The 25,184-nt window shown below is 66.3% G+C and carries 22 protein-coding genes; 12 read left to right on the top strand and 10 right to left on the bottom strand.

Annotated features, from left to right (window positions below):
* Position 1: 1 nt before the first annotated feature.
* Positions 2 to 1,129, bottom strand: coding sequence for a carbohydrate kinase (locus tag U1H99_RS17430; protein WP_323142982.1), 1,128 nt, complete (start codon positions 1,127 to 1,129; stop codon positions 2 to 4).
* Between the two features lie 330 nt (positions 1,130 to 1,459).
* Between U1H99_RS17430 and xapA the strand changes: the two genes are divergently transcribed.
* The 8 genes from xapA (at position 1,460) to U1H99_RS17390 (ending at position 11,217) form a co-directional block, all read left to right on the top strand.
* Complete coding sequence (gene xapA / locus U1H99_RS17425) at positions 1,460 to 2,308, top strand: xanthosine phosphorylase (RefSeq protein ID WP_323142981.1); 849 nt, start codon at positions 1,460 to 1,462, stop codon at positions 2,306 to 2,308.
* 50 nt (positions 2,309 to 2,358) lie between these two features.
* Positions 2,359 to 3,552: a phosphopentomutase gene (locus U1H99_RS17420; protein WP_323142980.1), complete on the top strand. Its 1,194-nt coding sequence runs from the start codon at positions 2,359 to 2,361 to the stop codon at positions 3,550 to 3,552.
* Positions 3,549 to 4,505 carry a deoxyribose-phosphate aldolase gene (deoC, locus tag U1H99_RS17415; RefSeq protein ID WP_323142979.1) on the top strand — a complete coding sequence of 319 codons (957 nt, stop codon included), beginning with the start codon at positions 3,549 to 3,551 and terminating at the stop codon, positions 4,503 to 4,505. The genes U1H99_RS17420 and deoC overlap by 4 nt, the downstream gene beginning before the upstream one ends.
* Before the next feature lie 15 nt (positions 4,506 to 4,520).
* On the top strand, positions 4,521 to 6,923 hold the full coding sequence (locus tag U1H99_RS17410) for an aldehyde dehydrogenase family protein (protein ID WP_375341627.1): 2,403 nt from the start codon (positions 4,521 to 4,523) through the stop codon (positions 6,921 to 6,923).
* 133 nt (positions 6,924 to 7,056) lie between these two features.
* Positions 7,057 to 8,379: a thymidine phosphorylase gene (deoA, locus tag U1H99_RS17405; protein ID WP_323142978.1), complete on the top strand. Its 1,323-nt coding sequence runs from the start codon at positions 7,057 to 7,059 to the stop codon at positions 8,377 to 8,379.
* A gap of 107 nt (positions 8,380 to 8,486) precedes the next feature.
* The gene (locus tag U1H99_RS17400; RefSeq protein ID WP_323142977.1) at positions 8,487 to 8,891 is read left to right on the top strand and encodes a cytidine deaminase; all 405 of its coding nucleotides are present in this window, start codon (positions 8,487 to 8,489) and stop codon (positions 8,889 to 8,891) included.
* 95 nt (positions 8,892 to 8,986) lie between these two features.
* Complete coding sequence (locus U1H99_RS17395; RefSeq protein WP_323142976.1) at positions 8,987 to 10,408, top strand: cytochrome P450; 1,422 nt, start codon at positions 8,987 to 8,989, stop codon at positions 10,406 to 10,408.
* A gap of 50 nt (positions 10,409 to 10,458) precedes the next feature.
* Entirely contained in the window at positions 10,459 to 11,217 is a 759-nt protein-coding gene (locus U1H99_RS17390) for a DUF2076 domain-containing protein (protein WP_323142975.1), read from the top strand.
* 100 nt (positions 11,218 to 11,317) lie between these two features.
* On the opposite strand, the gene U1H99_RS17385 is transcribed toward U1H99_RS17390, so the two are convergent.
* From U1H99_RS17385 to U1H99_RS17370, 4 genes are all read right to left on the bottom strand, one after another.
* Positions 11,318 to 11,683, bottom strand: coding sequence for a VOC family protein (locus U1H99_RS17385; protein ID WP_323143266.1), 366 nt, complete (start codon positions 11,681 to 11,683; stop codon positions 11,318 to 11,320).
* Between the two features lie 112 nt (positions 11,684 to 11,795).
* Complete coding sequence (locus U1H99_RS17380) at positions 11,796 to 12,596, bottom strand: LytR/AlgR family response regulator transcription factor (protein WP_323142974.1); 801 nt, start codon at positions 12,594 to 12,596, stop codon at positions 11,796 to 11,798.
* Positions 12,593 to 13,486 (bottom strand): sensor histidine kinase, encoded by an 894-nt coding sequence (locus U1H99_RS17375; RefSeq protein ID WP_323142973.1) that lies wholly within the window; start codon positions 13,484 to 13,486, stop codon positions 12,593 to 12,595. The genes U1H99_RS17380 and U1H99_RS17375 overlap by 4 nt, the downstream gene beginning before the upstream one ends.
* Before the next feature lie 14 nt (positions 13,487 to 13,500).
* Positions 13,501 to 13,743, bottom strand: coding sequence for a hypothetical protein (locus U1H99_RS17370; RefSeq protein ID WP_323142972.1), 243 nt, complete (start codon positions 13,741 to 13,743; stop codon positions 13,501 to 13,503).
* Between the two features lie 254 nt (positions 13,744 to 13,997).
* Between U1H99_RS17370 and U1H99_RS17365 the strand changes: the two genes are divergently transcribed.
* Complete coding sequence (locus tag U1H99_RS17365) at positions 13,998 to 14,192, top strand: YqaE/Pmp3 family membrane protein (protein WP_323142971.1); 195 nt, start codon at positions 13,998 to 14,000, stop codon at positions 14,190 to 14,192.
* 56 nt (positions 14,193 to 14,248) lie between these two features.
* On the opposite strand, the gene U1H99_RS17360 is transcribed toward U1H99_RS17365, so the two are convergent.
* Positions 14,249 to 16,390 (bottom strand): metallophosphoesterase, encoded by a 2,142-nt coding sequence (locus U1H99_RS17360; RefSeq protein WP_323142970.1) that lies wholly within the window; start codon positions 16,388 to 16,390, stop codon positions 14,249 to 14,251.
* 142 nt (positions 16,391 to 16,532) lie between these two features.
* Between U1H99_RS17360 and U1H99_RS17355 the strand changes: the two genes are divergently transcribed.
* Complete coding sequence (locus U1H99_RS17355) at positions 16,533 to 18,554, top strand: S9 family peptidase (RefSeq protein ID WP_323142969.1); 2,022 nt, start codon at positions 16,533 to 16,535, stop codon at positions 18,552 to 18,554.
* Positions 18,555 to 18,659: 105 nt separating this feature from the next.
* On the opposite strand, the gene U1H99_RS17350 is transcribed toward U1H99_RS17355, so the two are convergent.
* From U1H99_RS17350 to U1H99_RS17335, 4 genes are all read right to left on the bottom strand, one after another.
* Entirely contained in the window at positions 18,660 to 19,268 is a 609-nt protein-coding gene (locus tag U1H99_RS17350) for a hypothetical protein (protein ID WP_323142968.1), read from the bottom strand.
* Between the two features lie 214 nt (positions 19,269 to 19,482).
* On the bottom strand, positions 19,483 to 20,037 hold the full coding sequence (locus tag U1H99_RS17345; RefSeq protein ID WP_323142967.1) for a GNAT family N-acetyltransferase: 555 nt from the start codon (positions 20,035 to 20,037) through the stop codon (positions 19,483 to 19,485).
* An 8-nt stretch (positions 20,038 to 20,045) separates the two neighbouring features.
* A complete protein-coding gene (locus U1H99_RS17340; protein ID WP_323142966.1) occupies positions 20,046 to 20,681 on the bottom strand; it encodes a TetR/AcrR family transcriptional regulator in 636 nt (211 codons plus the stop codon).
* 14 nt (positions 20,682 to 20,695) lie between these two features.
* Complete coding sequence (locus U1H99_RS17335) at positions 20,696 to 22,177, bottom strand: aminotransferase-like domain-containing protein (protein WP_323142965.1); 1,482 nt, start codon at positions 22,175 to 22,177, stop codon at positions 20,696 to 20,698.
* 181 nt (positions 22,178 to 22,358) lie between these two features.
* On the opposite strand from U1H99_RS17335, the gene aptA reads away from it, so the two are divergent.
* Together aptA and U1H99_RS17325 are read left to right on the top strand one after the other, a co-directional pair.
* Positions 22,359 to 23,675 (top strand): omega-aminotransferase AptA, encoded by a 1,317-nt coding sequence (gene aptA, locus U1H99_RS17330; protein WP_323142964.1) that lies wholly within the window; start codon positions 22,359 to 22,361, stop codon positions 23,673 to 23,675.
* Between the two features lie 8 nt (positions 23,676 to 23,683).
* Complete coding sequence (locus U1H99_RS17325; RefSeq protein WP_323142963.1) at positions 23,684 to 25,177, top strand: CoA-acylating methylmalonate-semialdehyde dehydrogenase; 1,494 nt, start codon at positions 23,684 to 23,686, stop codon at positions 25,175 to 25,177.
* The last annotated feature ends 7 nt before the right edge of the window (positions 25,178 to 25,184 follow it).

Genomic DNA, 25,184 nt, shown 5'->3' with positions numbered 1-25,184 from the left:
GTCAGAGTTGTTCCAAAAAATTCGTGTTCATCGTATCGGCATCGGCCAGGCTATCCGGTCCGAGTCCCGGGTGGACGGTGTCGAGCGTGCCGACGGTCAGCTTCGACAGGTGCAGGCCGCGGCGGCAGGCCAGCACCAGGTCGTCGCCACCGTCCTGTACCAGCGACCAGCACACGGCCGCTGCGAAGGCGTCGCCGGCGCCGGTGACGTCGGCCACCTCGGCCGGCAGCGCCTCCAGGCTGGCGATGGCGCCGTCCGCCTGGGTGAGCAGCACACCGGCCGCGCCGCGTGTCACCACCACGTCGCGCGCGCCCTGCGCCTGCACTTCCCGCATCGCCGCTTCGATGGCCGCTTGGTCCTCCAGCGGCCGTCCGACCCGCGCCGCCAGTTCGCCGGCATTCAGGATCAGGAGGCGCACGCCGGCCAGCGCAGGCGGCAGGCGCGCCATCTTCGGCTCCGACACCGCCACCAGCACCAGCGCCACCCCGCTGCGGCGCGCCTGGGCCAGCAGGGCGTCGACCGTGTCCAGCGGCAGGTTCAGGTCGGCCACCACCAGCGCGCTTGCGGCCAGCTGCGCCTCGCGCGCCGCCACGAAGGCCGGCGTCATGCGGTCGTACAGGGCCATGTCGGCCAGCGCTACCACCATGTCGCCGTTCGCATCCAGCACCGCGGTATAGGTGCCGCTGGCGGCATCCTCGAGGCGCAGCGCGCCGTGGGTTGCGATGCCGGCCGACTCGGCATGGGCGAGCAGGGCGGCGCCCGAGCTGTCGCTGCCCACCGCCGTTAACAAAGCAACCGGCGTGCCCAGGCGCGCCAGGTTTTCGGCGATGTTGCGCGCCACGCCGCCGAAGGATTCGGCCTGGCTGGCCGGATTCGAGGTGTGGAGGGCGAGCGGCGCCAGCGAGCGCAGTTTGCGGTCGAGGTTGGCGGCGCCCATGCAGACCACCGGACGGCGATCCGGCAGCACGTAGGCGCGCCCGAGCAGCTTGCGCTCACGGATCAGGCCGGCGATATAGCCGGCCACCGCCGAGCGCGATAAGCCCAGTTCGGTTGCCAGCTCCTGCTGCGAAATGAAAGGATTCGCGCGGATCAGCTGGAGCAATTGTTGTTTTTTCGGTTGTTCTGTCACGGCGTCAGTAGGCGGTTTTACATTCAAACATTTGTTTATAATTTTAAACATATGTTTGGTGAGCGTCAACGCAGCAATTTTTTTGCTGGAAGATTATTGGACAAGCGTCCTATCCATATATAAATGCAGTCTACCCCTGATTTATACATTCGCCGTATAAATCGGCCAGAAAAATGGTATTTGCCATACCAATCCACGATAATGCATAGTTAGAACATTTTGGTGCGCCAGCTTCCCGGAAAGCGTGCGAGCCGCTGCTCCGCTTTACTCTGGCTCCGGCTGCCACCGATCGACTTCCCCTCTATATTGAACCATTCGACAAGGAACACCATGTCCAGCAATACTCCATTCGACGCCCTCGAGGTCATCCGTGCACGCAAGCCGGGTTTCACGCCGCGCGCTGCGCTGATCCTCGGTTCGGGCCTCGGCGTGCTCGCCGAGCAGATGACGGACGCCGTCTCGATCGGCTACACCGAGCTGCCGGGCTTCCCGATCAGCACCGTGCATGGCCACGCGGGCGAACTGGTGCTGGGTACGCTGGCCGGCGTGCCGGTGGTGTGCATGAAGGGGCGCGGCCACTTCTATGAAGGCTATGGCGCCGGCGTGATGACCTCCGCCGTCCGCACCTTCAAGCTGCTGGGTTGCGAACTGCTGCTGGTGACTAACGCGGCCGGCTCGCTGCGTCCTGAAGTGGATGCCGGCAGCGTCGTCATCCTGAACGACCACATCAACCTGCTGCCGGGCAGCCCGATGGCCGGCCCGAACGACGACCGCTTCGGCCCGCGCTTCTTCAGCATGGCCAATGCCTACGACGCCGACCTGCGCGCGATGCTGAACGCCGTGGCCGCCGAGAAGAGCATCACCGTGGCCGAAGGCGTCTACCTGGCGACCCCGGGTCCGCACTTCGAGACCCCGGCCGAAATCCGCGCCTTCAAGACCATGGGCGCCGACGTGGTCGGCATGTCGGTGGTGCCGGAAGTGATCGCGGCACGCCACTGCGGCCTGAAGGTGGCGGGCGTGTCGGCCATCACCAACCTGGCCGAGGGCCTGAGCCCGTTCCCGCTGTCGCATGAGCAGACCTTGAAGTATGCGGCGATTGCGGCGAAGGATCTGGTGACGCTGATTCATGGGTTCGTCGAGCGTCTCGGTACCACGCCTGCAACCGCCACCATCGCTTAATTTTGAGTCGTCGCCCCTGCCTTCGCAGGGGCGACGTGGAGATAAATCATATGTCACGCGCATTCATCCTCCTGCTTGACTCCTTCGGCCTCGGCGCATTGCCCGACGCCGACAAATACGGCGACGCAGGCGCCAACACCCTCGGCCACATCGCCAAGTGGGCCGCCGACAGCGGCCGCCCGATGTACCTGCCCAACCTGGAAACCATCGGCCTCGGCGCCGCCGCGCACAAGGCCAGCGGCGAATGGCCGGCCGGCTTCCAGAAACGCGAAGGCTTCACCGGCGCCTGGGGCGTCGCGCGCGAGCAGTCGACCGGCAAGGACACGCAGAGCGGCCACTGGGAAATCGCCGGCGTGCCGGTGCTGTTCGACTGGGGCTACTTCCCGAAGACCGTGCCTTCGTTCCCGCAAGAGCTGACCGACAAACTGCAGGAGATCACCGGCGTCGCCGGCTGGCTCGGCAACTGCCACGCGTCGGGCACCACCATCATCAACGAGCTGGGCGATGAACACGTCAAGACCGGCAAGGTCATCATCTACACCTCGGCCGACTCGGTGATGCAGATCGCCGCCCACGAAGAGCATTTCGGCCTGGAGCGGCTGTACCAGGTGTGCGAAGCGGCCTACGAACTGGTCAAGCCGTACAACATCGGCCGCGTGATCGCGCGCCCGTTCACAGGCAGCAACGGCAACTACAAACGCACCAGCAACCGCCACGACTACGCCGTGCCGCCGGTCGCGCCGACCCTGCTCGACCATGTCAAGGATGCCGGTGGCGAGGTCATCGCGCTGGGCAAGATCAGCGACATCTTCGCGGCGCAGGGCGTGACCCAACTGATCAAGGGCGCCGACAACATGGCCCTGTTCGACCGCCTGCTGGAAGTGGCCGACACTGCCCCGGAAAAATCGCTGAGCTTCGTGAACTTCGTCGACTTCGACATGCACTTCGGCCACCGCCGCGACGTCGCCGGCTATTCGAACGCGCTGCACGAGCTGGATGCGCGCCTGCCGGAATTCACCAGCAAGCTCAAGGAAGGCGACCTGGTCGTGATCACCGCCGACCACGGCTGCGATCCGACCTGGGCCGGCTCCGACCACACCCGCGAACACATCCCGGTGCTGTTCTTCGGTCCGGCCGCGCAAGCCACGGAACTGCCGGTCGCCGACACCTTCTCCGACATCGGCGCCACGCTGGCCAAGCACCTCGGCGTCAAACCCCTCGCTAACGGAACCGCTCTGCTATGACCCAGAACCTGGATTTCAAACGTAACACCGCCATGGGTCTCGACCTGGGCTGGATCAACCACCTGACGGTCAACCGCGCCGCCGCCGACCGCCGCGCCGCCAGCCTGGCGAACCGCCGCACGGTCAAGAAGGAATACCAGGCGGCCTGGCTGGTGCGCGCCATCGAGTGCATCGACCTGACCACGCTGTCGGGCGACGACACCCCGGGCCGCGTCGAGCGCCTGTGCCGCAAGGCGATGCGTCCGCTGCGTTCGGACCTGATGCAGGCGCTGGGCCTGGACAACCTGACCACCGGCGCCGTCTGCGTGTACCACGAGATGATCAAGCCGGCCGGCGAGATCCTGCAGGGCCGCCTGCCGATCGCCGCGGTGTCGACCGCCTTCCCGGCAGGTCTCTCGAGCCTCGAGACCAAGCTGCGCGAGATCCAGCTGTCGGTGGCCGCCGGCGCGACCGAGATCGACATCGTGATCACGCGCCAGCACGTCCTGACCGGCAACTGGCAGGCGCTGTACGACGAGATGGTGGCTTACCGCCAGGCGTGCGGCGAAGCGCACGTGAAAGCGATTCTCGCCACCGGCGAACTGGTCACGCTGGACAACGTGGCCAAGGCCTCGTGGGTGTGCATGATGGCCGGCGCCGATTTCATCAAGACCTCGACCGGCAAGGAAGGCGTGAACGCGACGATTCCCGTGTCGCTGACGATGGTGCGCGCCATCCGCGACTACTACGAGCGTACCGGTTTCCAGGTCGGCTACAAGCCGGCGGGCGGCGTGAGCACCGCCAAGGCCGCGCTGCAATACCTGACCGTGATGAAGGAAGAACTGGGCAACGAATGGCTGCAGCCGCACCTGTTCCGTATCGGCGCGTCCAGCCTGCTGACCGACATCGAGCGCCAGCTCGAACACTACGTCACCGGCTCCTATTCGGCCGTTCACCGCCACGCGCAACCTTAAGCACACGGACACGTCATGCCAACAATTAAAGAGATTCTGCAAACTATGGATTACGGTCCCGCTCCAGAGAGCACCAAGGAAGCGCAAGCGTGGCTGGACCAGCATGGCCGCCGTTTCGGCCTGTTCATCGACAACAAGTGGACCGAGCCTGCCGAGACTTTCGGCACCTTCAACCCGGCCGACGGCAGCGAACTGGCGCAGGTGACGCAGGCGACCAACGAGGACGTCGAGCGTGCCGTGGAAGCGGCGCGCAGCGCCCATCCGGCCTGGGTCGCCATGGGCGGCCACGGCCGCGCCACCGTGCTGTACACGCTGGCGCGCCTGCTGCAAAAGCACGCGCGCCTGTTCGCGGTGCTCGAGACCCTGGACAACGGCAAGACCATCCGCGAAACGCGCGACGCCGACATCCCGCTGGCCGCGCGCCACTTCTACCACCATGCCGGCTGGGCCCAGCTGCAGTCGGAAGAATTCGCGGACTACCGCGCCGTCGGCGTGGTCGGCCAGATCGTGCCCTGGAACTTCCCGCTCCTGATGCTCGCGTGGAAAGTGGCCCCGGCTCTGGCCGCCGGCAACACCATCGTGTTCAAGCCGGCCGAGTACACCTCGCTGACGACGCTGCTGTTCGCCGAGATGTGCGAGATGGCCGGCGTGCCGCCGGGCGTGTTCAACGTCGTCACCGGCGACGGCCGCGTGGGCGAAGCCATCGTCAAGCACCCGGCCATCGCCAAGATCGCCTTCACGGGGTCGACCGAAGTGGGTCGCCTGATCCGCAAGGCGACCGCCGGCAGCGGCAAGAAGCTGTCGCTGGAACTGGGCGGCAAGTCGCCGTTCATCGTGTTCGACAACGCCGATCTGGACGCGGCCGTCGAAGGCCTGGTCGACTCGATCTGGTTCAACCAGGGCCAGGTCTGCTGCGCCGGCTCGCGCCTGCTGGTGCAGGAGTCGGTCTACCCGCGCTTCATCGCCAAGGTGAAGGCGCGCATGCAGACCCTGCGCGTCGGCTCGCCGCTGGATAAATCCACCGACATCGGCGCCCTGGTCGATCCGGTGCAGCAGCAGCGCATCCACGGCCTGGTCGAATCGGCGCGCGCCGAGGGCTGCGAAGTCTGGCAGCCGGCCCATGCAACCCCGGCCGCCGGCTCGTGGTACCTGCCGACCCTGATCACCGGCGCCTCGACCACCGCCACCGTGGCCCAGACCGAGATCTTCGGCCCGGTGCTGGTGGCCTCGAGCTTCCGCACCCCGGGCGAAGCAATCCAGCTGGCCAACAACACCGTGTACGGCCTGGCCGCCTGCGTCTGGACCGAGTCGATCAGCCTGGCGCTGGACGTGGCGCCGCAGATCAAGGCCGGCGTGGTCTGGATCAACAGCGCCAACCAGTTCGACGCGGCCTGCGGCTTCGGCGGCTACAAGGAATCGGGCTTCGGCCGCGAAGGCGGTAAGGAAGGCATGTACGAATACCTGACGCTGCGCGCCGAAGATGCGCGTCCGGCAGCGCCGCTGCTGGCCGACAAGGGCCGCGCCGACAAGGCCAAGTCCAAGCCGGCCGACGCCGGCGCCAGCGCCAACCCGTTCCAGATCGACCGCACCGCCAAGCTGTACATCGGCGGCAAGCAGGCGCGCCCGGACAGCGGCTACAGCCGCGCGATCGTGGGCAGCAACGGCAGCTTCCTGGCGGACGTGGGCGAGGGCAGCCGCAAGGACATCCGCAATGCCGTGGAAGCCGCGCACAAGGCGTCCGGCTGGGCCAAGGCCACCGCCCACAACCGCGCCCAGGTGCTGTACTACATCGCCGAGAACCTGGCCGCGCGCGCCGACGAATTCGTCGCCCGCATCGCCGCGCAGACCGGCAGCAAGAACGCCGAGCGCGAAGTGCAGGCCTCGATCGAGCGCCTGTTCTACTGGGCCGCATGGGCCGACAAGTACGACGGCCTGGCGCACCAGCCGCCGATGCACGGCATCGCCGTCGCCCTGAACGAACCGGTCGGCGTGATCGGCATCGTCTGCCCGAACGAGAACCCGCTGCTGGGCTTCATCTCGCTGGTGGCACCGGCGCTGGCGCTGGGCAACCGCGTGGTGGCGGTGCCGTCGGAAGCGTATCCGCTGTCGGCGCTGGACCTGTACCAGGTGCTCGACACCTCCGACCTGCCGGGCGGCGCGCTGAACATCGTCACCGGATCGAGCGACGAACTGGCACGCACGCTGGCGACGCACTTCGACGTGGATGCCGTGTGGCGCCACGACGGCTCGGAAGAGGGCTGCGCCGAAGTCGAGCGCCTGTCGTCGGAATCGCTGAAGCGCACCTGGGTCGGCGGCGCCAAGGGCCGCGACTGGTTCGATGCCAAGCAGGCGTGCGGACGGGCGGTGTTGCAGCATGCGAGCCAGGTGAAGAATATCTGGATTCCGTACGGCGTCTGATACCTTATAAAAATGCGGCGCCATTGGCGTCAACGTAGGGTGGGCTCCCTGAGCCCACGCGGAAGCCGGCTCAGTACAGGCGTCACGCGTGGGCACGGAGTGCCCACCCTACGATCCTTTTGAGAGTAATCGTATGTTCCTCCCCCAAGAAATCGTCCGCAAAAAGCGCGACGGCGGCACCCTGACCAAGGAAGAAATCCAGTTCTTCGTACGCGGCATCCCGAACGGTGACGTCACCGAAGGCCAGATCGCGGCCCTGGCCATGGCCGTCTACTTCAACGACATGAACATGGACGAACGCGTCGCCTTCACGCTGGCGATGCGCGATTCCGGCCAGGTCATGGAGTGGAAGTCGCTGAACCTGCCGGGGCCGGTCGTCGACAAGCACTCGACCGGCGGCGTCGGCGACGTGGTCTCGCTGATGCTGGGCCCGATGATCGCGGCCTGCGGCGGCTACGTGCCGATGATCTCGGGCCGCGGCCTGGGCCACACCGGCGGCACGCTCGACAAATTCGATTCGATTCCCGGCTACTCGACCGTTCCCGACCCCGAGCTGTTCAAGAAAGTGGTGAAGGAAGTCGGTGTCGCCATCATCGGCCAGACCGCCCAGCTGGCGCCGGCCGACAAGCGCTTCTACAGTATCCGCGACACCACGGCGACCGTGGAATCGGTGGCCATGATCACCGGCTCGATCCTGTCGAAGAAGCTGGCGGCGGGCCTCGACGCCCTGGTCATGGACGTCAAGGCCGGCAGCGGCGCCTTCATGCCGACCTACGAGAAATCGGTGGAGCTGGCCGAGTCGATCGTCCAGGTCGGCAACGGTGCCGGCACGCGCACCTCGGCGATCCTGACCGGCATGAACGAGTCGCTGTGCCCGGCGGCCGGCAACGCGGTCGAAGTGCGCGTGGCGATCGACTACCTGACCGGCACGTCGCGCCCGGCACGCCTGCACGAAGTGACGATGGCGTTGTGCGCCGAGATGCTGGTGATCTCGGGCCTGGCCGCGACCACCGAAGAAGCGCTGGCCAGGCTGCAGCGCGCGCTCGACTCCGGCGAAGCCGCCGAGCGCTTCGCGCGCATGGTGAGCGCGCTGGGCGGCCCGGCCGACCTGATGGACAATCCGGAAGCCCACCTGGCCAAGGCGCCGATCGTGGTGCCGGTGCCTTCCTTGGCGTCGGGCTACGCCGCGTCGACCGATTGCCGCAGTCTGGGCCTGGCCGTGGTCGGCCTGGGCGGCGGCCGCGTGCGTCCGCAGGATCCGATCGACTATGCGGTCGGCCTGACCGGGCTGGCCGAGCTGGGCGACAAGGTCGACGCCGGCCAGCCGCTGGCGCTGGTGCATGCGCGCACCCAGGAGGCGGCCGAGCGCGCGGTGCGCGAGGTGCAGGCGGCGTACCGCATTGCGCTCGACAAGCCGGCGGCGCAGCCGATGATCTATAAAACGATCCGCCCGTAAGCTCACCACCGTCGCCCCTGCGAAGGCAGGGGCCCAAGTTTTACGCGCTATCGAAACGCGTGCAAATTAGGCCCCTGCCTTCGCAGGGGCGACGTTTAGGATAACTCATGAAATACCAAGAACTGATCGAAGAAGCCCGCGCCGCCCGCGACCTGGCCTACACCCCATACTCCAACTTCAAGGTCGGCGCCGCCCTCGCATGCACGGACGGCCGCATCTTCCGCGGCTGCAACGTCGAAAACGCCTCCTACGGCCTGTGCAATTGCGCCGAGCGCACCGCCTTCTTCTCGGCCATCGCCCACGGCTACCAGCCGGGCGACTTCACGGCGCTGGCCGTGATCGGCGACACCGAAGGCCCGATCGCCCCGTGCGGTGCCTGCCGCCAGGTGGTGCTGGAACTGGGCGGCAACGACCTGCCGGTCGTGCTGACCAACCTGAAGGGCGACCTGATGGAAACCACCGCCGCCGCCCAGCTGCCGAACGCTTTCGGCGGCCGCGATCTGCAAAAGTAAACTAGTCGATCATAGGGGCCGCCCACGTGGCGGCCGCGTATTTTTTCGTTGTATTTATTGCTAGACTAGCGGCATCCCACTTGCTGGAGATGCCCATGCAAGACCACGTCGATGCGCTGGCTAGGCGCTGCCGCCGGCTGGCAGACCTGCCGGGACCGCGTCCGCTGCCGCTGCTGGGCAACCTGCACCAGCTGCACCGCGCGCGCCTGCACCAGGACATGGAACACTGGGCGCGCGAATACGGCCCGCTGTTCCGGGTGGCGCTGGGCCGCACGCCGATGCTGGTGGTGGCCGACCACACGCTGATCGCCCAGGTGCTGCGCGAGCGGCCCGCCACCTTCCGCCGTCCCAGCGCCACCGCCCGGGTAGCCGAAGAGCTGGGCGGCATCGACGGCCTGTTCGAAGCCGAAGGCAGCGACTGGCGTAACCAGCGCCGCATGGTCATGCAAGCCTTTGCGCCGCACGCCGTCAAAGCCTATTTTCCATCGCTGGTGCAGGTGGCGCGGCGCCTGCAGTGGCGCTGGGCAGCGGCGGCACGGGCCGGACGCGCCCTCGACCTTGGGGCCGAGCTGCGCCTGTACACCATCGACATCATCGCCGGCCTCGCCTTCGGCACCGACGTCAACACCATCGAAACCGGCGACAACGCCATCCAGCGCAATCTCGACGCCATCCTGCCGGCGGTGGCGCGGCGCACGCTAGCGCCGTTTCCCTACTGGCGCTACCTGAAACTGCCGCGCGACTACCGGCTGGAGCGCAGCGTGGCGGTGGTGCGCGGCGCGGCCGCGGAGCTGGTCGAACGCGCCCGCGAGCGCATGCGCGCCGATCCGTCGCGGGCCGAACAGCCGCGCAACATGCTGGAAGCGATGCTGGCCGCCGCCGCGCAGGCCGGCAGCGGCGTCAGCGCGCGCGAGGTTGCGGGCAACGTCCTGACCACGCTGCTGGCCGGCGAGGACACCACCTCGAACAGCCTGGCCTGGCTGATCTGGCTGCTGCACACCCACCCGCAGGTGCTGGCGCGGGCGCGCGCGGAGGTGCAGGGCGTGGCCCCCGACCTGGACGCCCTGACGATCGAGCAGATGGACCGGCTCGACTTCATCGAGGCCTGCGCCAGCGAAGCGTTGCGCCTGAAGCCGCCGGCAGCCTTCCTGCCGTTCGAGGCACTGGCCGACACCACGGTCGGCGACGTCCAGGTCGCCAAGGGCACGCTGGTCTGGTGCGTGATGCGCAGCAGCAGCGTCGACGACGCCTGGGTCGCCAATGCGGCGCAATTCGACCCGCAGCGCTGGCTCGACGAGCGCATCGACAAGAAGGTGTCGATGCCCTTCGGCGGCGGGCCGCGCACCTGTCCCGGCCGGTATCTGGCGATGCTGGAAATCAAGGTGGCGATGACGATGTTGCTCGGCGGCTTCGAAATCGTGTCGGTGGCGACGGTGCATGGCGGCGAGCCGGCCGAGAAACAGGGTTTTTTGATGGAACCGGAACAGTTGCGCATGCGCCTGGCCTTGAAATCCTGATCATGCCCTCAACATAAGTCTTATCCGGATATTAATGAGGAGGCCATGCCATGAGCCCGCAAGAATCACAGATGTTGACCGATTTCCTGTCCCAGCTGGTCCAGGCCCGGGGCATCCAGAAGGATCCCGAAGCCGACGCCATCATCCAGCGCGCGGTGGCCCAGCAGCCCGACGCCGCCTACCTGCTGGTGCAACGCGCACTACTGGTGGAAACCGCGCTGAAAAATGCCAAGACCCAGATCGCCGATTTGGAAAACCAGGTGAACCGTCAGCGTTCCGGCCAGCAAGATCGCGACGGCCGCTTCCTGGATGCCAACGAGTGGGGCAACAGTGGCGCTTCCCGTCCGGCCTCCTATCCGAACGGGGGACAGCCGCAGTACCAGCGTGACCCATACCAGCCGCAATCTCAACCGCAATACCAGCCCCAGTATCAGCCGCAATACCAGCAACCGCCGCAGGGTGGTTTCCTGCGCGGCGGCTTCGGCGGCACCCTGGGCACGATCGCGGCGACCGCGGCCGGCGTTGCAGCGGGTGGTTTCCTGTTTAATGGTCTGGAAAACATGTTCGGCCACCATGAGAGCGGCGGCGGCGCGAATCACCTGCTGAACAGCGACGACACCAGCAACAACCTGTTCAGCGACCAGTCGGGCAGCGGCCTGGCCGACCAGGCCGGCCTGGGCGACGTTGACCAGTCGCTCGGCGGCGGTGGCGGCGATGGCGGCGGGCAGGGCCTGTTCGACAGTGGCGCCGACGAAGGCAGCGGCGGCTTCTTCGATGGTGACGGCTCCGACGAAGGCCTATTCGGCTAAAGTTGTAGGGTGGGCACCCCGTGCCCACGTCTACGCTTGAAAAGCCAACCGCTTGCACGCCTTCCGCGTGGGCACAGGGTGCCCACCCTACGTAGGCTGTTTATTTGAAGAGCGCTTCCGCATCCCAGGGGTTGTAGGTCCCGACATTCCACACATGCCCCTCGGGATCGCGGCACAGGAAGCCGCGCGTGCCGAACTCGGTATCGGCCGGCTCCTGCAGGATGGTGGCGCCGGCGTTGCGCGCGCGCTCGCACACGCGGTCGGCATCGTCGACCTGGAGGTAGACGGTCTGGGTCTCGCGGCCGCCGATCTCGTCGGGCTGGGCCAGCAGGCGGCCGTATTCGCCTTCGTCGTTGACCGAACCCAGCATGATCATGCCTTCGCCCAGCGTCAATTGCGCATGGGCGACGGCATCGCCGGTGCCGGGGATGGCGAGCTGGCATTCGAAGCCGAAGACTTCGCACAGTCAGTTGATGGCGGCGGGCGTGTCGCGGTAACGCAGGCAGGGTACGACGATGGAAGGCATGGGCGGCTCCTGTCGATGTGGTTGGCCTCATGCTACCAGCAGCCGGCGCGCTTCACATCTGTTGGAACAGGTAGCTGTGGTTGCGGCTCACTTCGAGTTGCTCGCCGTCGAAGTTCTTCAGCCGCAGCATCTGGCGCCCGCGCACGTCGCGCGACACTTCGGCGATGGCATCGACCCGCACCAGGGTCGAGCGGTGGATGCGCCAGAATTCGTCCGGGTCCAGCTCGTCCAATAACTCTTTCAGCGTCTTGCGGATCAGGAATTCCGAGGTGGCGGTCTGCACCCGCGTGTATTTGTCGTCGGCCTGGAAGAACAGCACTTCGCGCGTGCTCACCATGCGCAGGCTGGCGCCGACCTGGGCCTGGATCCAGCGCAGGTAGCCGGTCTTCGGCTTGGCTTGCCCCTTGTTTTCCAGCAGCGCCGTCAGCCGGGCCAGTTGCTGGCCGATCTCCGGCGCTTCGGGTTCCCGGTTGGCGCCATGGCGCGTCTCCAGCCGCGTGCGCAGGCGCGCGCAGGTGGTCGCCAGGCGGTCGGCCGATACCGGCTTGAGCAGGTAGTCGAGCGCTCCCTGCTGGAAGGCATCCAGCGCGTACTGGTCGTAGGCGGTGGCGAACACGATGTGCGAATGGGTGTAGAGCTGGCGCGCCGCCTCGATGCCGGACAGGCCCGGCATGCGGATGTCGAGGAAGGCGATGTCGGGCTTGTGCTGGCTCCCCAGTTCCACGGCCTGCACGCCGTTGGCGGCTTCGGCCACGATCTGCAGTTCCGGCCAGACCGTGTGCAGGCGCGCGCGCAGCAGGTCGCGCATCGGCGCTTCGTCGTCGGCGATCAGGGCGGTGACCGGATTGCTCATGCATCCTCCATCATCATCTTGTAGGGCAGGCGGATGGTGGCGCAGGCGCCGCCGCCGGGCGGGGTGGCGATCGCCAGTTCGGCTTGCGCGCCATACAGCAGTTGCAGCCGTTCGCGGATATTCGCCAGGCCGACGCCGTCGTCCGCATGCGGATCGATGCCGACGCCATCGTCGCACACCTCGACCTGCAGCGTCGACCCCACCACCTGGGCGCGCACGGTGACGGTGCCGCCTTCGATCTTCGGTTCCAGGCCGTGCTTGATGCTGTTTTCGATCAGGGTCTGCAGCATCATCGGCGGGAAGGGTGCGCTGTGCAGGAACAGCGGCACTTCGAACTTGATGCCGAGGCGTTCCTTCATGCGCGCCTGCATGATGGCGAGGTAGGCGCGCGACAGCTCGACCTGCTTGCCGAGGGTACTGCCGTCGCGCGCGCGCATCTGCGGCAGCGTCGAGCGCAGGTAGTCGATCAGGTGGGCATGCACGCGCGCTGCCTCCTGCGGATTGGTCTCGATCAGCTGGCCGATCAGCGCCAGCGTGTTGAACAGGAAGTGCGGTTCCACCTGGGCCTGCAGCGCCGCCATTTGCGCTTCCATCAGACGCCGCTCGAGGGTGGCCACGTTGGCCTGCAGCGTCGCATCGCGCGCCACCAGCTCGGCCTTGCGCTTGCCGCCGGCCAGCACCTTGACCGCGAACGAGATGAAGATGTACCAGACCGCCGGCTGCGGCGTGTTCAGCACGCCGAAGCACATCAGCACCACGAACCAGGTCAGGAACAGGCGCCGCCACTCGACCACCGCCACCCAGTCGAAAAAGCGCCACCACCATTTGCTGGCTTCATTGATGGCTTGGCGCAGAAAGTCGAGGACGTGGTTGATCTGGCTGGCTCGCATGGCGGTCTTGACTATCAGAGTTCGTAATGGTCGCGGCGGCCGCGGCGGGTATGGACGACGAAGGCGACGACCACCAGTTTGATGACCATGAAGGCGGCGAACAGGAACAGCGCCAGCGGCAGGATGCTGACCAGCAGCGTGAGGACAATCGCCAGTGCGATGCAGTACACCAGCAGGGTTGGCCAGGGCATGACGGCGATGTCGCGGGCGGCGTCTTTCAGCATGGCGCCGAATCTGCGTAAGGGAGCTTTGTTCATGTGATCCTCCTGTGTCGATGGGATCACTGTAAATCCTTGGCGCCGAATGGACTAGTCTCTTCCGACGGACTGCGCCAAATGCAGGATGAGTGGTTGTGAAGCTGGATAAGCAGTTTTATGTAGGGGTGAGTTTTGGAGACATTCAGCCAGACATAGCTCGGTATAATTCTCCAAGGAAATTAGTGTATCTAAAAGGCGGGCATGAGCCCGGCCGGCGCCCCGCGGATTCAGGGGCATCCGAGAGAGAAAGACGAATGCGACTCATCCTTGCCCTGTTCCTGCCCTGGCTGACCTTCTTCACGATCGGCCGACCTGTCGCCGGCATCATCTGTTTGATCCTGCAACTGACTGTTCTGGGCTGGATCCCGGCGACCATTTGGGCTGTCTATGCGCTCAGCCAGTACAAGACCGACCAGAAGATCGCGCAAGCGCTGGGGCGCCAGGCCTGAGTGCGTCATGAGCGTGCGGCACTGGCGCACCGCACGCTTCGGATGGGTCCAGCGCTTCAGTTGAAGCTCAAGCCATTGCCATTCGCATTGCTGATCTTCTTCCCTTTCAAGTCGATCGTGAAATGATCGCTCGGCTTGGCCGACCCCAGGCCCTTGAAGATCGCGAACACCTGCTTGAACTGGTTCTGGAACGCCACCTGTACCGGATTCTGGTCCGAGATCTTGTCGCCGATGCGCACGATGGTCGCCGGGCCGGCCGGGAAGGCGCCCATCAGCACCTTGTATTGGCTGACGCGCTCGGCGCCCATGTCGCGCAGGGCCAGTTCGCCGGCGTAGACGGTGCGGTGGAAATCGCCATAGAAGTCGTAGGCCGTGATCTTGGCGAAGTCGTCGAGCTTGAGGCCGGCGGCGCTGGCCAGCTTGTCGGCACGGGCAGTGGCGTCCGCCCAGTCGGTCGCCAGCTGTGCGGCTGCGACACTGGTACCTGAGGCGGTGCCGGCCGCGGCGCAGCTGGCCGTCAACGGCACCACGTTTGGCACGTCCTTCAGCTGCGCCAGCGTCACCTTGGTCTGCAGCTGCGACAGGATCAGCATCTGCTTGGCGTTCAGCGCCATCGCTGCTTCCTTCATCTCGCACGGCCAGTACTCGTCCATGAAACGCAGGCGCGACAGCTCGCCGAAGTAGTAGCGCGTGTAGTCGCCGTAGCTGCGGGTATCGAGGATGGCGCGGTTCCAGCGCTTGGCGGCATCGCCGGCGGCGCTGCTGCCCTGCAGGTAGTCGTACTCGACCTGGTAGTAGGGGAACAGTTCGTTGAAGCGCGCGACGGTGGTCAAGGGGACGGTCTGTACATCGACCGTATCCAGGTCCTTGTAGTTGATGATCTTGTAGGCGGCGCCATAGACGGCCAGCGACGGCGACTGCACGTTGGCCAGGTAGTTGCCGCTGCCGTCGGTGTAATCGTTGGTGCCGTTGAAGTGCATGTGGCCGCCCACGTGCAGGCGCAGGCCGGTAGCGGCCAGCGCGGCCGTGGTGGCGGCATCCGGCACGCGCGCGGTCTGGAAGGCGCCCGGCTTGAACACCGCCTTCATGGCGTCGGTCTGGTTGGCGTAGAAATCCATGGTCGGGTAGTGCGAGAAGGCCATCAGCTGCTTGCCTTCAAGCTTGGCACGTGCCGACACCGACTTGATCCACTCGACCAGGTGCGCCTTGTGGGTGAGCACCTTGTTCCAGCCGGCGTTGCCGGCGCCGTCGTAGCCCTTGAAGTTCTTCGGGTTGGCGGGGTCGAAGTTCGCGTTCGGCACGAACACGTTGGCGTCGATCGCCAGCAGCCACACACCCTTGACCGGCTCCACCAGGTAGCTGGTGTCGATCATCGATGCGCAGCGCGTGTAGGGTTTGCCCAGCTTGGCTTCGCCGGCCGCCTTGTAGGTGCCGCCTTCGCCCTCCGCGCAGATTTCATAGGTACGGTTCGCCAGCGCGCCCTGGGTCACGGCGGCGTCGTAGCTGTAGCTGTTGTTGGCGTATCTGGTGAACGGGGTTTCCCACAGCAGATCGGCCTTGTTCGGCATGAAGCCGTAGTCGGCCAGCTTGGCGACCAGCTTTTCGTAGCCCTGTTCCATCAGCTCGTCGCTGCAGACAACCGCCGGATCCTTGGATTTGCAGGCGGCGTTCGCGGTCGCGTACACCTTCTGCTCCTTGCCATCCTTGGTCAGGAAGTCGTTCTTTCCCGCTTCCATGTCGTCGTAGGGCTCGTTCGGATCGTGGTTGCCCGGCGCGATGAAGAAGCGCATGCCCTTGGCCTGGTATTCCTTCAGGATGTCGGCGATGCCGTTGATGTTGATCGGCTGGGCGTCGTCGGAATAATCGCCGGGCAGGGCGACCAGGCGGATGCCCTTGGCATAGGCGTCGTCCAGCGCGGCGCGGAAGGCGAAGTAGTTTTCGTTGAACAGGCGCGTCGAGGTCAGCTGCGCATACATGGTGCGGATGGTCGCGTTCTTGCCGTCCTTGGTCGGGATGCCGGCGAACTGCGTGCTCTTGAAGTCGCCGTAGACGTTTTCGAAGTGGACGTCGGTCATGAAGGCAACGCTCGGGTTGGCAGCCGCCACCGGGGGCGTGGACTGGGCCGGCGGACCAGGGTCGTCGCTGCTGCAGGCGGACAGCAGGGCCAGGAGAGGAACTAGGGCAGGGGCAAGACGCATCGTGCGGCACTCCGATCGATAAAAGTGGCGGGATGATTGCACCGCTGCATGACCGCGTTATTACAAGGCGTTGTCAATACATATGTTTACCTTCGTTAACAATGTGTTTAGTATTTGCCATCATCCCTGCCGCGAGGTCAACATGCTCCGTACCATCCTGGTCGCATCGTTCGCACTCAGTTTCCTCCCAGCCGCCTCCGCCCAGGCGCCGTCCAAACCCACAGCCGAAACCCCGCTCATCGAGCGCGCCAAGCTGTTCGGCAATCCGACCCGCACCGCCGGCCGCATCAGCCCCGACGGCAAGTGGCTGTCCTGGATCGCGCCGCGCGACGGCGTGCTGAACGTCTGGGTCGCGCCCTTCGACAAGCCCGACGCCGCGCATCCGCTGACGGCCGAAAAGACCCGTCCGATCCGCACCGCGTTCTGGTCGCCGGACTCCAGGTCGCTGCTGTTCATCAATGACAAGGGCGGCGACGAGAACTTCCTGCTGTACGGTGTCGACGTCGCCGGCGGCAAGCAGACGCTGTACACGCCGTTCGACAAGACGCGCGTGGAACTGGTCAACATCAGCCGCCAGGTGAAGGACCGCATCCTCATCGGCATCAACAACCGCGACGCGCGCTGGCATGACCTGTACAGCCTGAACGTGAAGAGCGGCGAGCTGACCCTGGTCTACAAGAACGACGGGTACGCCAGCTTCGTCGCCGACGAGCAGCTCAACCTGCGCCTGCTGGCCAAGTCGCGCAGCGACGGCGGCACCGATTACTTCCGGGTGGCCAAGGGCAAGGCCGAGGCCACGCCCTTCGTGCAGGTCGGCCTCGACGATGCGCTGACCACCATGCCGCTCGGCTTTACGGTCGACGGCAAGACCCTGTACTGGGCCGACGCGCGCGGGCGCGACACCGCGGCGCTGATGGCGCAGGACGTCGCCGAAGGCGTCGCCAAGGTGGTGGCCCAGGATGCGCGTGCCGACATCGGCTCGGCCCTGTTCGACGTGCGCACTGGCCGCCTGCAGGCCTATGAACTGGACTATCTCAAAAGCGAATACATCCCGGTCGGCGACGTCTTGGCGGGCGACCTGAAGACGCTGAAGGACAAGCTGAAAGCCGAGTTTTCGGTAATGGCGCGTAGCGATGCCGACGACAAGTGGATCGTGGCGGCCGACCCGGTCACGGCGCCGGCCTCGACCTGGCTGTACGAGCGCAAGGGCAAGCGCCTGACCAAGCTGTTCACCATGCGTCCGGAACTCGAAGGCGCGCCGCTGGTGGCGATGCATCCGCAGGAAATCAAGTCGCGCGACGGCCTGACGCTGGTGTCCTACCTGTCGCTGCCGAAGGGCGTCGATGCCAGCGCCGATCCTGGCGGCAGCGCCAGGGCTGTGCGTCCGGTCCCGATGGTGCTGCTGGTGCACGGCGGACCGTGGGGCCGCGACGGCTACGGCTATAACAGCTACCACCAGTGGCTGGCCAACCGCGGCTATGCGGTGCTGTCGGTGAACTTCCGCGGCTCGACCGGCTTCGGCAAGGGCTTCATTTCGAAGGGCGACCTGGAATGGGGCCGCAAGATGCATGATGACCTGCTCGACGCGGTCGACTGGGCGGTGAAGAGCGGCATCACCACGCGCGACAAGGTCGCGATCATGGGCGGCTCCTACGGCGGCTACGCGACGCTGGCCGGCATGACCTTCACGCCGACCAACTTCGCCTGCGGCGTCGACATCGTCGGTCCGTCCAACCTGTTCACGCTGCTGGAAACCATCCCGCCGTACTGGGAATCCTTCAAGCAGCAGTTCTACAAGCGCATGGGCGACCCGACCACCGAGGCCGGCCGCGCGCTGCTGAAGGCGCGCTCGCCGCTGAACTTCGCCGACCGTATCGCGCGCCCGCTGCTGATCGGCCAGGGCGCCAACGACCCGCGCGTGAACGTGCGCGAGTCCGACCAGATCGTGGCGGCGATGAATGCACGGAAAATTCCGGTGACGTATGTCGTGTTCCCCGACGAGGGACATGGCTTTGCGCGGCCGGTCAATAATATTGCCTTCAACGCGGTAGCCGAGAACTTTTTGGCGCCTTGCCTGGGCGGGCGTGCGGAAGCGATCGGCGCGGCCTTGCAGCCGTCGACGGCGCAGGTGAAGCAGGGGGCGGAGTTTGTGCCGGGGTTATAGGGGTCAGAGCCCGGTGTTGCTTTCAGGGGCTCTGACCCCGGTGTTCAGCCGCGGACTGCGAACCGGGGTCAGAGCCCGACCGTCAAAACCGGGCTCTGACCTCTCTTAACGCTGCACGCCGCTGCTGCTCATGCCGCCGGTGGCAGTACCGGTACCGGTGCCGGTCGCCGAGCCGCCGACCACGCCGCCGTTGGTGCCGACGCCGGTGCCGTTCGGCAGTGGGGTGCGCTGCGAGCTGCTGCGGGTGGTGCCGGTGGCACGGGTGCCGTTATGCAGGGTGGAACCGGACGACATCGAGCCGGTGCCGTTGTTCAGGGTGCTGCCCGACGACATGGTGCCGGTGCCGTTGTTCAGCGAGCTGCCCGAGGACATCGAGCCCGTGGCGCTCGAACCCAGGCTGCCCGATTGCTGGGCCGAGCCAGTGTTCGGCAGTGCCGATGGCGTGCTCATGGTGCCCGGTACCGGGGTTGTGGCGCTGCTGCCGGTTGCCTGGCCGGCCATGCCGCCGGCGGACGGCGTCAGGCCGACCGTGCCGGTCTGCGAGCCGCCCACGCCGGTGCCCATCGACGTGCTGCCCATCGACGAGGAACCGAGCGACGCGTTGCCGGCGGCCGAACCGGTTGCGGAGCCGCTCTGGCCAGCCGAGGTGGTCTGGGCGAAAGCGAGGGTGGACATGGCGGCAAGCATGGCGGCGGTGATGATCTGTTTACGCATGATATTCTCCTTGGTCTTGCTACTCTGAAATGGTCCACATGGCCGCCAACGCGGCAGCAATGTGCGTCGTGTTGGTTCAGAATAGCGGCCTCACGTGTCGAAGTCATCGGACCAATGGTCGTGTGTCAGTGAGAGTCATCCTACGCCGGCAACACACGATTACAAACGACACAGCCCTGTTTCAGTTAACTCGGCGCTGGGCATTGCCATGTCGTCAGGGCCCAGCCCAGTAGCGCCGCAGCAAGCCGTAGAACACCGTGTCGGCCGTCTCGCCATGCACGATCCAGCGTTCCGGCATGTAGCCTTCCTTCCTGAAGCCGAGCTTTTCCAGCACCCGCATCGACCCGGCGTTCTGCGGATCGACGTCGGCTTCGATCCGGTTCAGGTCGAGCTCGCGGAAGCCATAGTCGATCAGTGCGCGCAGGGCTTCGGAGGCATAGCCTTGTCCCCAGTGGCGGCTGCCCAGGGCATAGCCCATCTCGCAGCGGCGGTTCTGCTCGAAGAAGTGGTGCAGCGTGGCGTTGCCGATCAATTCGCCAGTGGCGGCCAGCACGATACCGAAGCGCAGTCCGCTGCCGTCGGCATAGTTGGCGATGGTGTCGGCGATGCCCTTGACGGCCTGTGCGCGCTCGGTCCATGGGGAGCCGCTCCAGTAGCGCGTCACTTCCGGATCGGAGAACACGGCGAAATGGGCGTCGGTATCGCCCTCGTCCAGCCAGCGCAGCAGCAGGCGTTCGGTCTTCAGGACGGTCGGGGTCAGCTGGGGCACGGTCGCTCCTAGGGTTGGTTGAGGCCGACGGCCGCCAGCACCATGGCGGTAATGAGCTGGGCGCCGTCGTCGAAATCCTGCTGCTGCAGGGCGTCGCGGTCGAGCACCAGCGCCATCTGGGCCGAGAAGTCGGCATACGATTGCGTCATGGCCCAGACCGCGAACAGCAGGTGCGTCGCGTTCACCGGCGCGATTTTTCCTTCGCCGATCCAGCGCTCGAACACGGCGATGTCGGCGCGTAGCAGTGGCACCACGCGGCGCCGGATCTGCTCGCCGTACAGCTTGGCGCCGCCGATCACTTCCAGCGCATACACGCGCGAGGCCAGCGGCTGCTCGCGCGAGAAGCGCAGCTTGGCGGCCACGTAGGCGCGCAGGACGCCGCCCGGGTCCTTGTCGCCGTCGGCCAGGCTGGCCATGCGCGCCAGCCAGTCGTCCAGCACGTTGTCCAGTACACGCTGGTAGAGCGCCTGCTTGGTCGGAAAGTAATACATCAGGTTCTGCTTGGACAGGCCGGCGCGCTCGGCCACGGTGGCGATCGAGGTGCCTTCGAAGCCGCATTCGGCGAACAGGCGTACGGCTTCGAGCAGGATCGTTTTTTCCACCTTGTCGCGGTTGAGCAGGCGCGGGCTGGCGCTGGTGTGCATGGGGCTTTCCTTCTTCAAGACTGCGAGCGCAGGAAATCGAGTAGCAGCGGTTCGGCGGCATAGGCGACATTGAAGCGGAACCAGGCCTGGCCGGGTGGAGCTAGACTGAAGAACTCGCCCGGGGCCAGCAGGATGCCGGCGCGCAGCGCTTTCTCGGCGATGGCACGCCCGCTGCATCGTGCGCCCGGCAGCCCGGCGCTGACGAACAGCCCGCCGCGCGGACGCGCCAGCGGCACCAGGCCGGCATCCTGCAGCCGCTCCAGTGCCCGTTCGCGCGCGGCGTCCAACTGCAGCACCAGGCGCTCGACCAGCTTACGATAGGCGCGGCTGCTGATGGCGTCGAGCACGGCGCGCTCGTTGATCTCGGACGTGGTCAGCCCGGCCAGCATTTTTACGCGCACCAGTTCCGGAATCAGGGACGTGGAGGCGCAGATCGAGCCCACCCGCAGCACCGGCGACAGGGTTTTCGAAAAACTGCCGATGCGGATCACGCGCCGCAGCCCGTCCATCGCCGCCAGCGAGGCGTCGCCGCGTGCCGCCAGTTCGCGGTAGATGTCGTCCTCGACCAGCCAGAAATCGAACTGCTCGGCCAGGCCCAGCAGGCGGTGCGCCTGCGCCTGCGACAGCGAGGTGCCGAGCGGATTCTGCAGCACGGTGTTGACGAACATCAGCTTCGGTTGCGCTGCCGCCGCCTGCCTGGCCAGCGCTTCCATGTCGAGGCCGTTCGGCCCGCGCGGGATGCCGACCGCGACGCAGCCGTGGTGGCGCACCAGCGCCAGCAGGTTGCTGTAGCCGGGATCCTCGACCAACACGACGTCGCCGGGGCGGGTGAGGGTCCGCAATATCAGGTCGAAGGCGTGGGTGGCGCCGTGGGTCAGCAGGACCTGCTCGGGTTCGAGCGCGAACAGCTCGTCGGACAGCGTCGTCGCCATGTGCTGGCGCAGGGCCGGAAAACCGAGCGGGTGGCCGTAGCCGCGCAGGCGCCTGGCCGGGATCTTCATCGCGTGGCGCACGGCATCGAGCAGCGTCGATTCGCCATACCACTCGGGCGGCAGCCAGCCGGCGCCGACCGGCAGCGCATCGGACTGGCCCGAATACAAATCGGAGGTGAGGGCGTCCACGGCGGCTGCGCCGGCCGGCACCAGCACCGGTTGCTGCGGCGCATCCGGACCGCCGCGCGCCACGAAAAAGCCGGAACCGCGGCGCGAGGACAGGAGTCCCAGATGCAGCAGGCGGTCATAGGATTCGACGACCGTGAAGGTGCTGACGCCGTTCGACTTTGCGAATTGTCGAACCGAGGGCATCTTGGTGCCGGCGCGCAGCTCGCGCCGGTTGACCATGTCGGCGATGGCGGCCACGATCTGGTCGACCAGGCTGCCGCGCCGCTGGCGGTCGATGGCGAGGATCGGCCAGTCGGACTTGCCGCTGTCGCCTGCCGCTGGGTCGCCTGCTGTTGCATCGCCTGTTTTTGCTGCGCCTGCCGCCGTACTGTCCATCGCCACTCCATCGGTGCGAACGGGGTGCGCCCCCCGGCAACTGTACTGGTTATGCTGCCTGTACGGTTGGCCACTTTTCGCTGGTTGTGTATATGTGCCGCCGTGGTACTGCTGACTATTATTGCATCATGATTTTGCCAACTGGTAAATCTTTTTGGCGATAACGGAGAGGGGAGTCGTAATGAACGAGACCAGACCGGCGTCCATGGGGGCTTTCTGGATGCCATTCACCAACAACCGCGACTTCAAGGCCAGCCCGCGCCTTCTGGTCTCGGCCGAGGGGATGTATTACAAGGACGTCGACGGCAACATCGTCCTCGACGGCACCGCCGGCCTATGGTGCGTGCCCCTGGGCCACCGCCAGCCGAAGATCGTCGCCGCGGTCAGCGAAATGGTCGGCCAGCTCGACTTCGCGCCGACCTTCCAGATGGGCCACCCGGCCGCCTTCGACCTGGCCGAACGGCTGATGGACTACACCAACCACAAGTTCGGCCACGTGTTCTACACCAATTCCGGCTCGGAAGCGGTCGATACCGCCCTCAAGATGGCGCTGGCTTATCACAAGGCGCGCGGCGAGGGCGGGCGCACGCGCCTGATCGGCCGCGAGCGCGGCTACCACGGCGTCGGCTTCGGCGGCTTGTCGGTGGGCGGCATCGGCGCCAACCGCAAGAGCTTCGGCCCACTGCTGCCCGGGGTCGACCACCTGCCGCACACGCACAACCTGCTCAAGAACGCGTTCTCGCGCGGCGAGCCGGACTTCGGGGTCGAACTGGCGGACGAGCTGGAACGCATCGTCACGCTGCACGACCCGTCCACCATCGCCGCCGTGATCATCGAGCCGGTGTCGGGTTCCACCGGCGTGCTGGTGCCGCCCAAGGGCTACCTGAAGCGCCTGCGCGAGATCTGCGACAAGTACGGCATCCTGCTGATTTTCGACGAGGTCATCACCGGCTTCGGGCGCCTGACCACGCCGTTCGCGGCCGACTATTTCGAGGTCGAGCCGGACATGATGACCACGGCCAAGGGCATCACCAACGGCACCGTGCCGATGGGCGCGGTGTTCTCCAAACAGTTCATCCACGACGCATTCATGGAGGCGCCGGCCGGCATCGAGCTGTTCCACGGCTACACCTATTCAGGCCATCCGCTGGCCTGCGCCGCCGGCCTGGCCACGCTCGAGGTGTTCAAGGAGGAGAAGATCCTGGAGCATGCGGCATCGATGCAGCCGTACTGGGAAGACGCGGTGCACAGCCTGCGCGGCCTGCCGCACGTGATCGACATCCGCACCATCGGCCTGGTTGCCGGCATCGAGCTGGAAAGCATTCCCGGCAAGGTCGGCGCGCGCGCCTATGCCGCATTCAAGAAGGCCTTCGCCGACGGCGTGCTGATCCGCACGACGGGCGACATCATCGCGCTGTCGCCGCCGCTGGTGCTCGAAAAATCGCACATCGACGAGCTGTTCGGCAAGCTGCGCGACGTGCTCAAGAACCTGGACTGAGGATGAACATGGAAACGATCGGGCATTTCATCGATGGACGCGGCGTGGAAGGCGGCGGTGCGCGCTTTGCCGACGTCTACAACCCGGCGCGGGGCGAACCCTGCGCGCGGGTGGCGCTGGCCGATACGCAAGACATCGAGGCCGCCGTGGCGGCAGCCAGTGCGGCATTCCCGGCCTGGGCCGCGACCCCGCCGCTGGCACGCGCCCGCGTGCTCTTCAAGTACCTGCAGCTGTGCCAGCAGCACACCGACCACTTCGCGGCGATGGTGGTGCGCGAACACGGCAAGACCTTCCCGGATGCCCAGGGCGAGGTGGCGCGCGGCATCGAGGTGGTCGAATTCGCGGTCGGCATCCCGCAGATGCTCAAGGGCGAATTCACCGACCAGATCGCGCGCGGCATCGACGCCTGGTCGATGCGCCAGCCGCTCGGCGTGGTGGCCGGCATCACGCCGTTCAACTTCCCGGTGATGGTGCCGATGTGGATGTTCCCGGTCGCCATCGCCTGCGGCAATACTTTCGTGCTGAAACCGTCCGAGCGCGATCCGTCGCCGTCGCTGCTGCATGCGCGCCTGCTGAAGGAGGCCGGGCTGCCGGATGGCGTGTTCAACGTGGTGCAGGGCGACAAAACGGCGGTCGACGCGCTGCTGGACCACCCGGATATCCAGGCGCTCAGCTTCGTCGGCTCGACCCCGATCGCGGAATACATCTATGCGCGCGGCACCGCCTCCGGCAAGCGCGTGCAGGCGCTGGGCGGCGCCAAGAACCACATGGTCGTGATGCCGGACGCCGACATGGAAATGGCGGTCGATGCGCTGATGGGCGCCGCCTACGGCTCGGCCGGCGAGCGCTGCATGGCGATCTCGGTCGCGGTGGCGGTCGGCGATGCCGGCGACCGCTTGGTGGCGGCGCTTGCCGAGCGCACCGCCGCACTCAAGATCGGCGACGGCATGACGCCCGGGGCCGAGATGGGGCCGGTGGTCACCGCGGCTGCCAAGGGCCGCATCGAAAAGCTGATCGGCCAAGGCGTGGAGCAGGGCGCCACGCTGGTGGTCGACGGCCGCGGCCACCGGGTGGCCGGCTGCGAGAACGGCTTCTTTGTCGGCGGCACGCTGTTCGACCACGTGCAGCCGTCGATGAGCATCTACAAGGAAGAAATCTTCGGGCCGGTGCTGTGCGTGGTGCGCCTGCCGGACGTCGGCAGCGCCCTGGAACTCATCAACGCCAACGAATACGGCAACGGCGTCGCCGTCTTCACCCGCGACGGCGGCGTGGCGCGCGAATTCGTGCGCCAGGTCCAGGTCGGGATGGTGGGCGTGAACGTGCCGCTGCCGGTGCCGATGGCCTTCAACAGCTTCGGCGGCTGGAAGCGCAGCCTGTTCGGCGACCACCACGCGTACGGGCCGGAAGGCGTGCGGTTTTATACGCGGCACAAGGCGGTGATGCAGCGCTGGCCGAATACTGCCAGCAGCGGGGCGGAGTTTGCGTTTCCGCAGATGAAATGAAAAATCG

It is taken from the genome of Massilia phyllosphaerae, from assembly GCF_034659755.1.
Lineage (GTDB): Bacteria > Pseudomonadota > Gammaproteobacteria > Burkholderiales > Burkholderiaceae_D > Telluria > Telluria phyllosphaerae.
Note: the sequence above shows the minus strand (reverse complement) of the source record. Positions and strands in the feature narration are given on the sequence as shown.

What these genes read in the sequence shown, in the direction of transcription:
- xapA (WP_323142981.1), top strand. Translation starts at nt 1,460, where the DNA reads ATGTCCAGCAATACTCCATTCGACGCCCTCGAGGTCATCCGTGCACGC.
- U1H99_RS17420 (WP_323142980.1), top strand. Translation starts at nt 2,359, where the DNA reads ATGTCACGCGCATTCATCCTCCTGCTTGACTCCTTCGGCCTCGGCGCA.
- deoC (WP_323142979.1), top strand. Translation starts at nt 3,549, where the DNA reads ATGACCCAGAACCTGGATTTCAAACGTAACACCGCCATGGGTCTCGAC.
- U1H99_RS17410 (WP_375341627.1), top strand. Translation starts at nt 4,521, where the DNA reads ATGCCAACAATTAAAGAGATTCTGCAAACTATGGATTACGGTCCCGCT.
- deoA (WP_323142978.1), top strand. Translation starts at nt 7,057, where the DNA reads ATGTTCCTCCCCCAAGAAATCGTCCGCAAAAAGCGCGACGGCGGCACC.
- U1H99_RS17400 (WP_323142977.1), top strand. Translation starts at nt 8,487, where the DNA reads ATGAAATACCAAGAACTGATCGAAGAAGCCCGCGCCGCCCGCGACCTG.
- U1H99_RS17395 (WP_323142976.1), top strand. Translation starts at nt 8,987, where the DNA reads ATGCAAGACCACGTCGATGCGCTGGCTAGGCGCTGCCGCCGGCTGGCA.
- U1H99_RS17390 (WP_323142975.1), top strand. Translation starts at nt 10,459, where the DNA reads ATGAGCCCGCAAGAATCACAGATGTTGACCGATTTCCTGTCCCAGCTG.
- U1H99_RS17380 (WP_323142974.1), bottom strand. Translation starts at nt 12,596, where the DNA reads ATGAGCAATCCGGTCACCGCCCTGATCGCCGACGACGAAGCGCCGATG.
- U1H99_RS17375 (WP_323142973.1), bottom strand. Translation starts at nt 13,486, where the DNA reads ATGCGAGCCAGCCAGATCAACCACGTCCTCGACTTTCTGCGCCAAGCC.
- U1H99_RS17370 (WP_323142972.1), bottom strand. Translation starts at nt 13,743, where the DNA reads ATGAACAAAGCTCCCTTACGCAGATTCGGCGCCATGCTGAAAGACGCC.
- U1H99_RS17365 (WP_323142971.1), top strand. Translation starts at nt 13,998, where the DNA reads ATGCGACTCATCCTTGCCCTGTTCCTGCCCTGGCTGACCTTCTTCACG.
- U1H99_RS17360 (WP_323142970.1), bottom strand. Translation starts at nt 16,390, where the DNA reads ATGCGTCTTGCCCCTGCCCTAGTTCCTCTCCTGGCCCTGCTGTCCGCC.
- U1H99_RS17355 (WP_323142969.1), top strand. Translation starts at nt 16,533, where the DNA reads ATGCTCCGTACCATCCTGGTCGCATCGTTCGCACTCAGTTTCCTCCCA.
- U1H99_RS17350 (WP_323142968.1), bottom strand. Translation starts at nt 19,268, where the DNA reads ATGCGTAAACAGATCATCACCGCCGCCATGCTTGCCGCCATGTCCACC.
- U1H99_RS17340 (WP_323142966.1), bottom strand. Translation starts at nt 20,681, where the DNA reads ATGCACACCAGCGCCAGCCCGCGCCTGCTCAACCGCGACAAGGTGGAA.
- U1H99_RS17335 (WP_323142965.1), bottom strand. Translation starts at nt 22,177, where the DNA reads ATGGACAGTACGGCGGCAGGCGCAGCAAAAACAGGCGATGCAACAGCA.
- aptA (WP_323142964.1), top strand. Translation starts at nt 22,359, where the DNA reads ATGAACGAGACCAGACCGGCGTCCATGGGGGCTTTCTGGATGCCATTC.
- U1H99_RS17325 (WP_323142963.1), top strand. Translation starts at nt 23,684, where the DNA reads ATGGAAACGATCGGGCATTTCATCGATGGACGCGGCGTGGAAGGCGGC.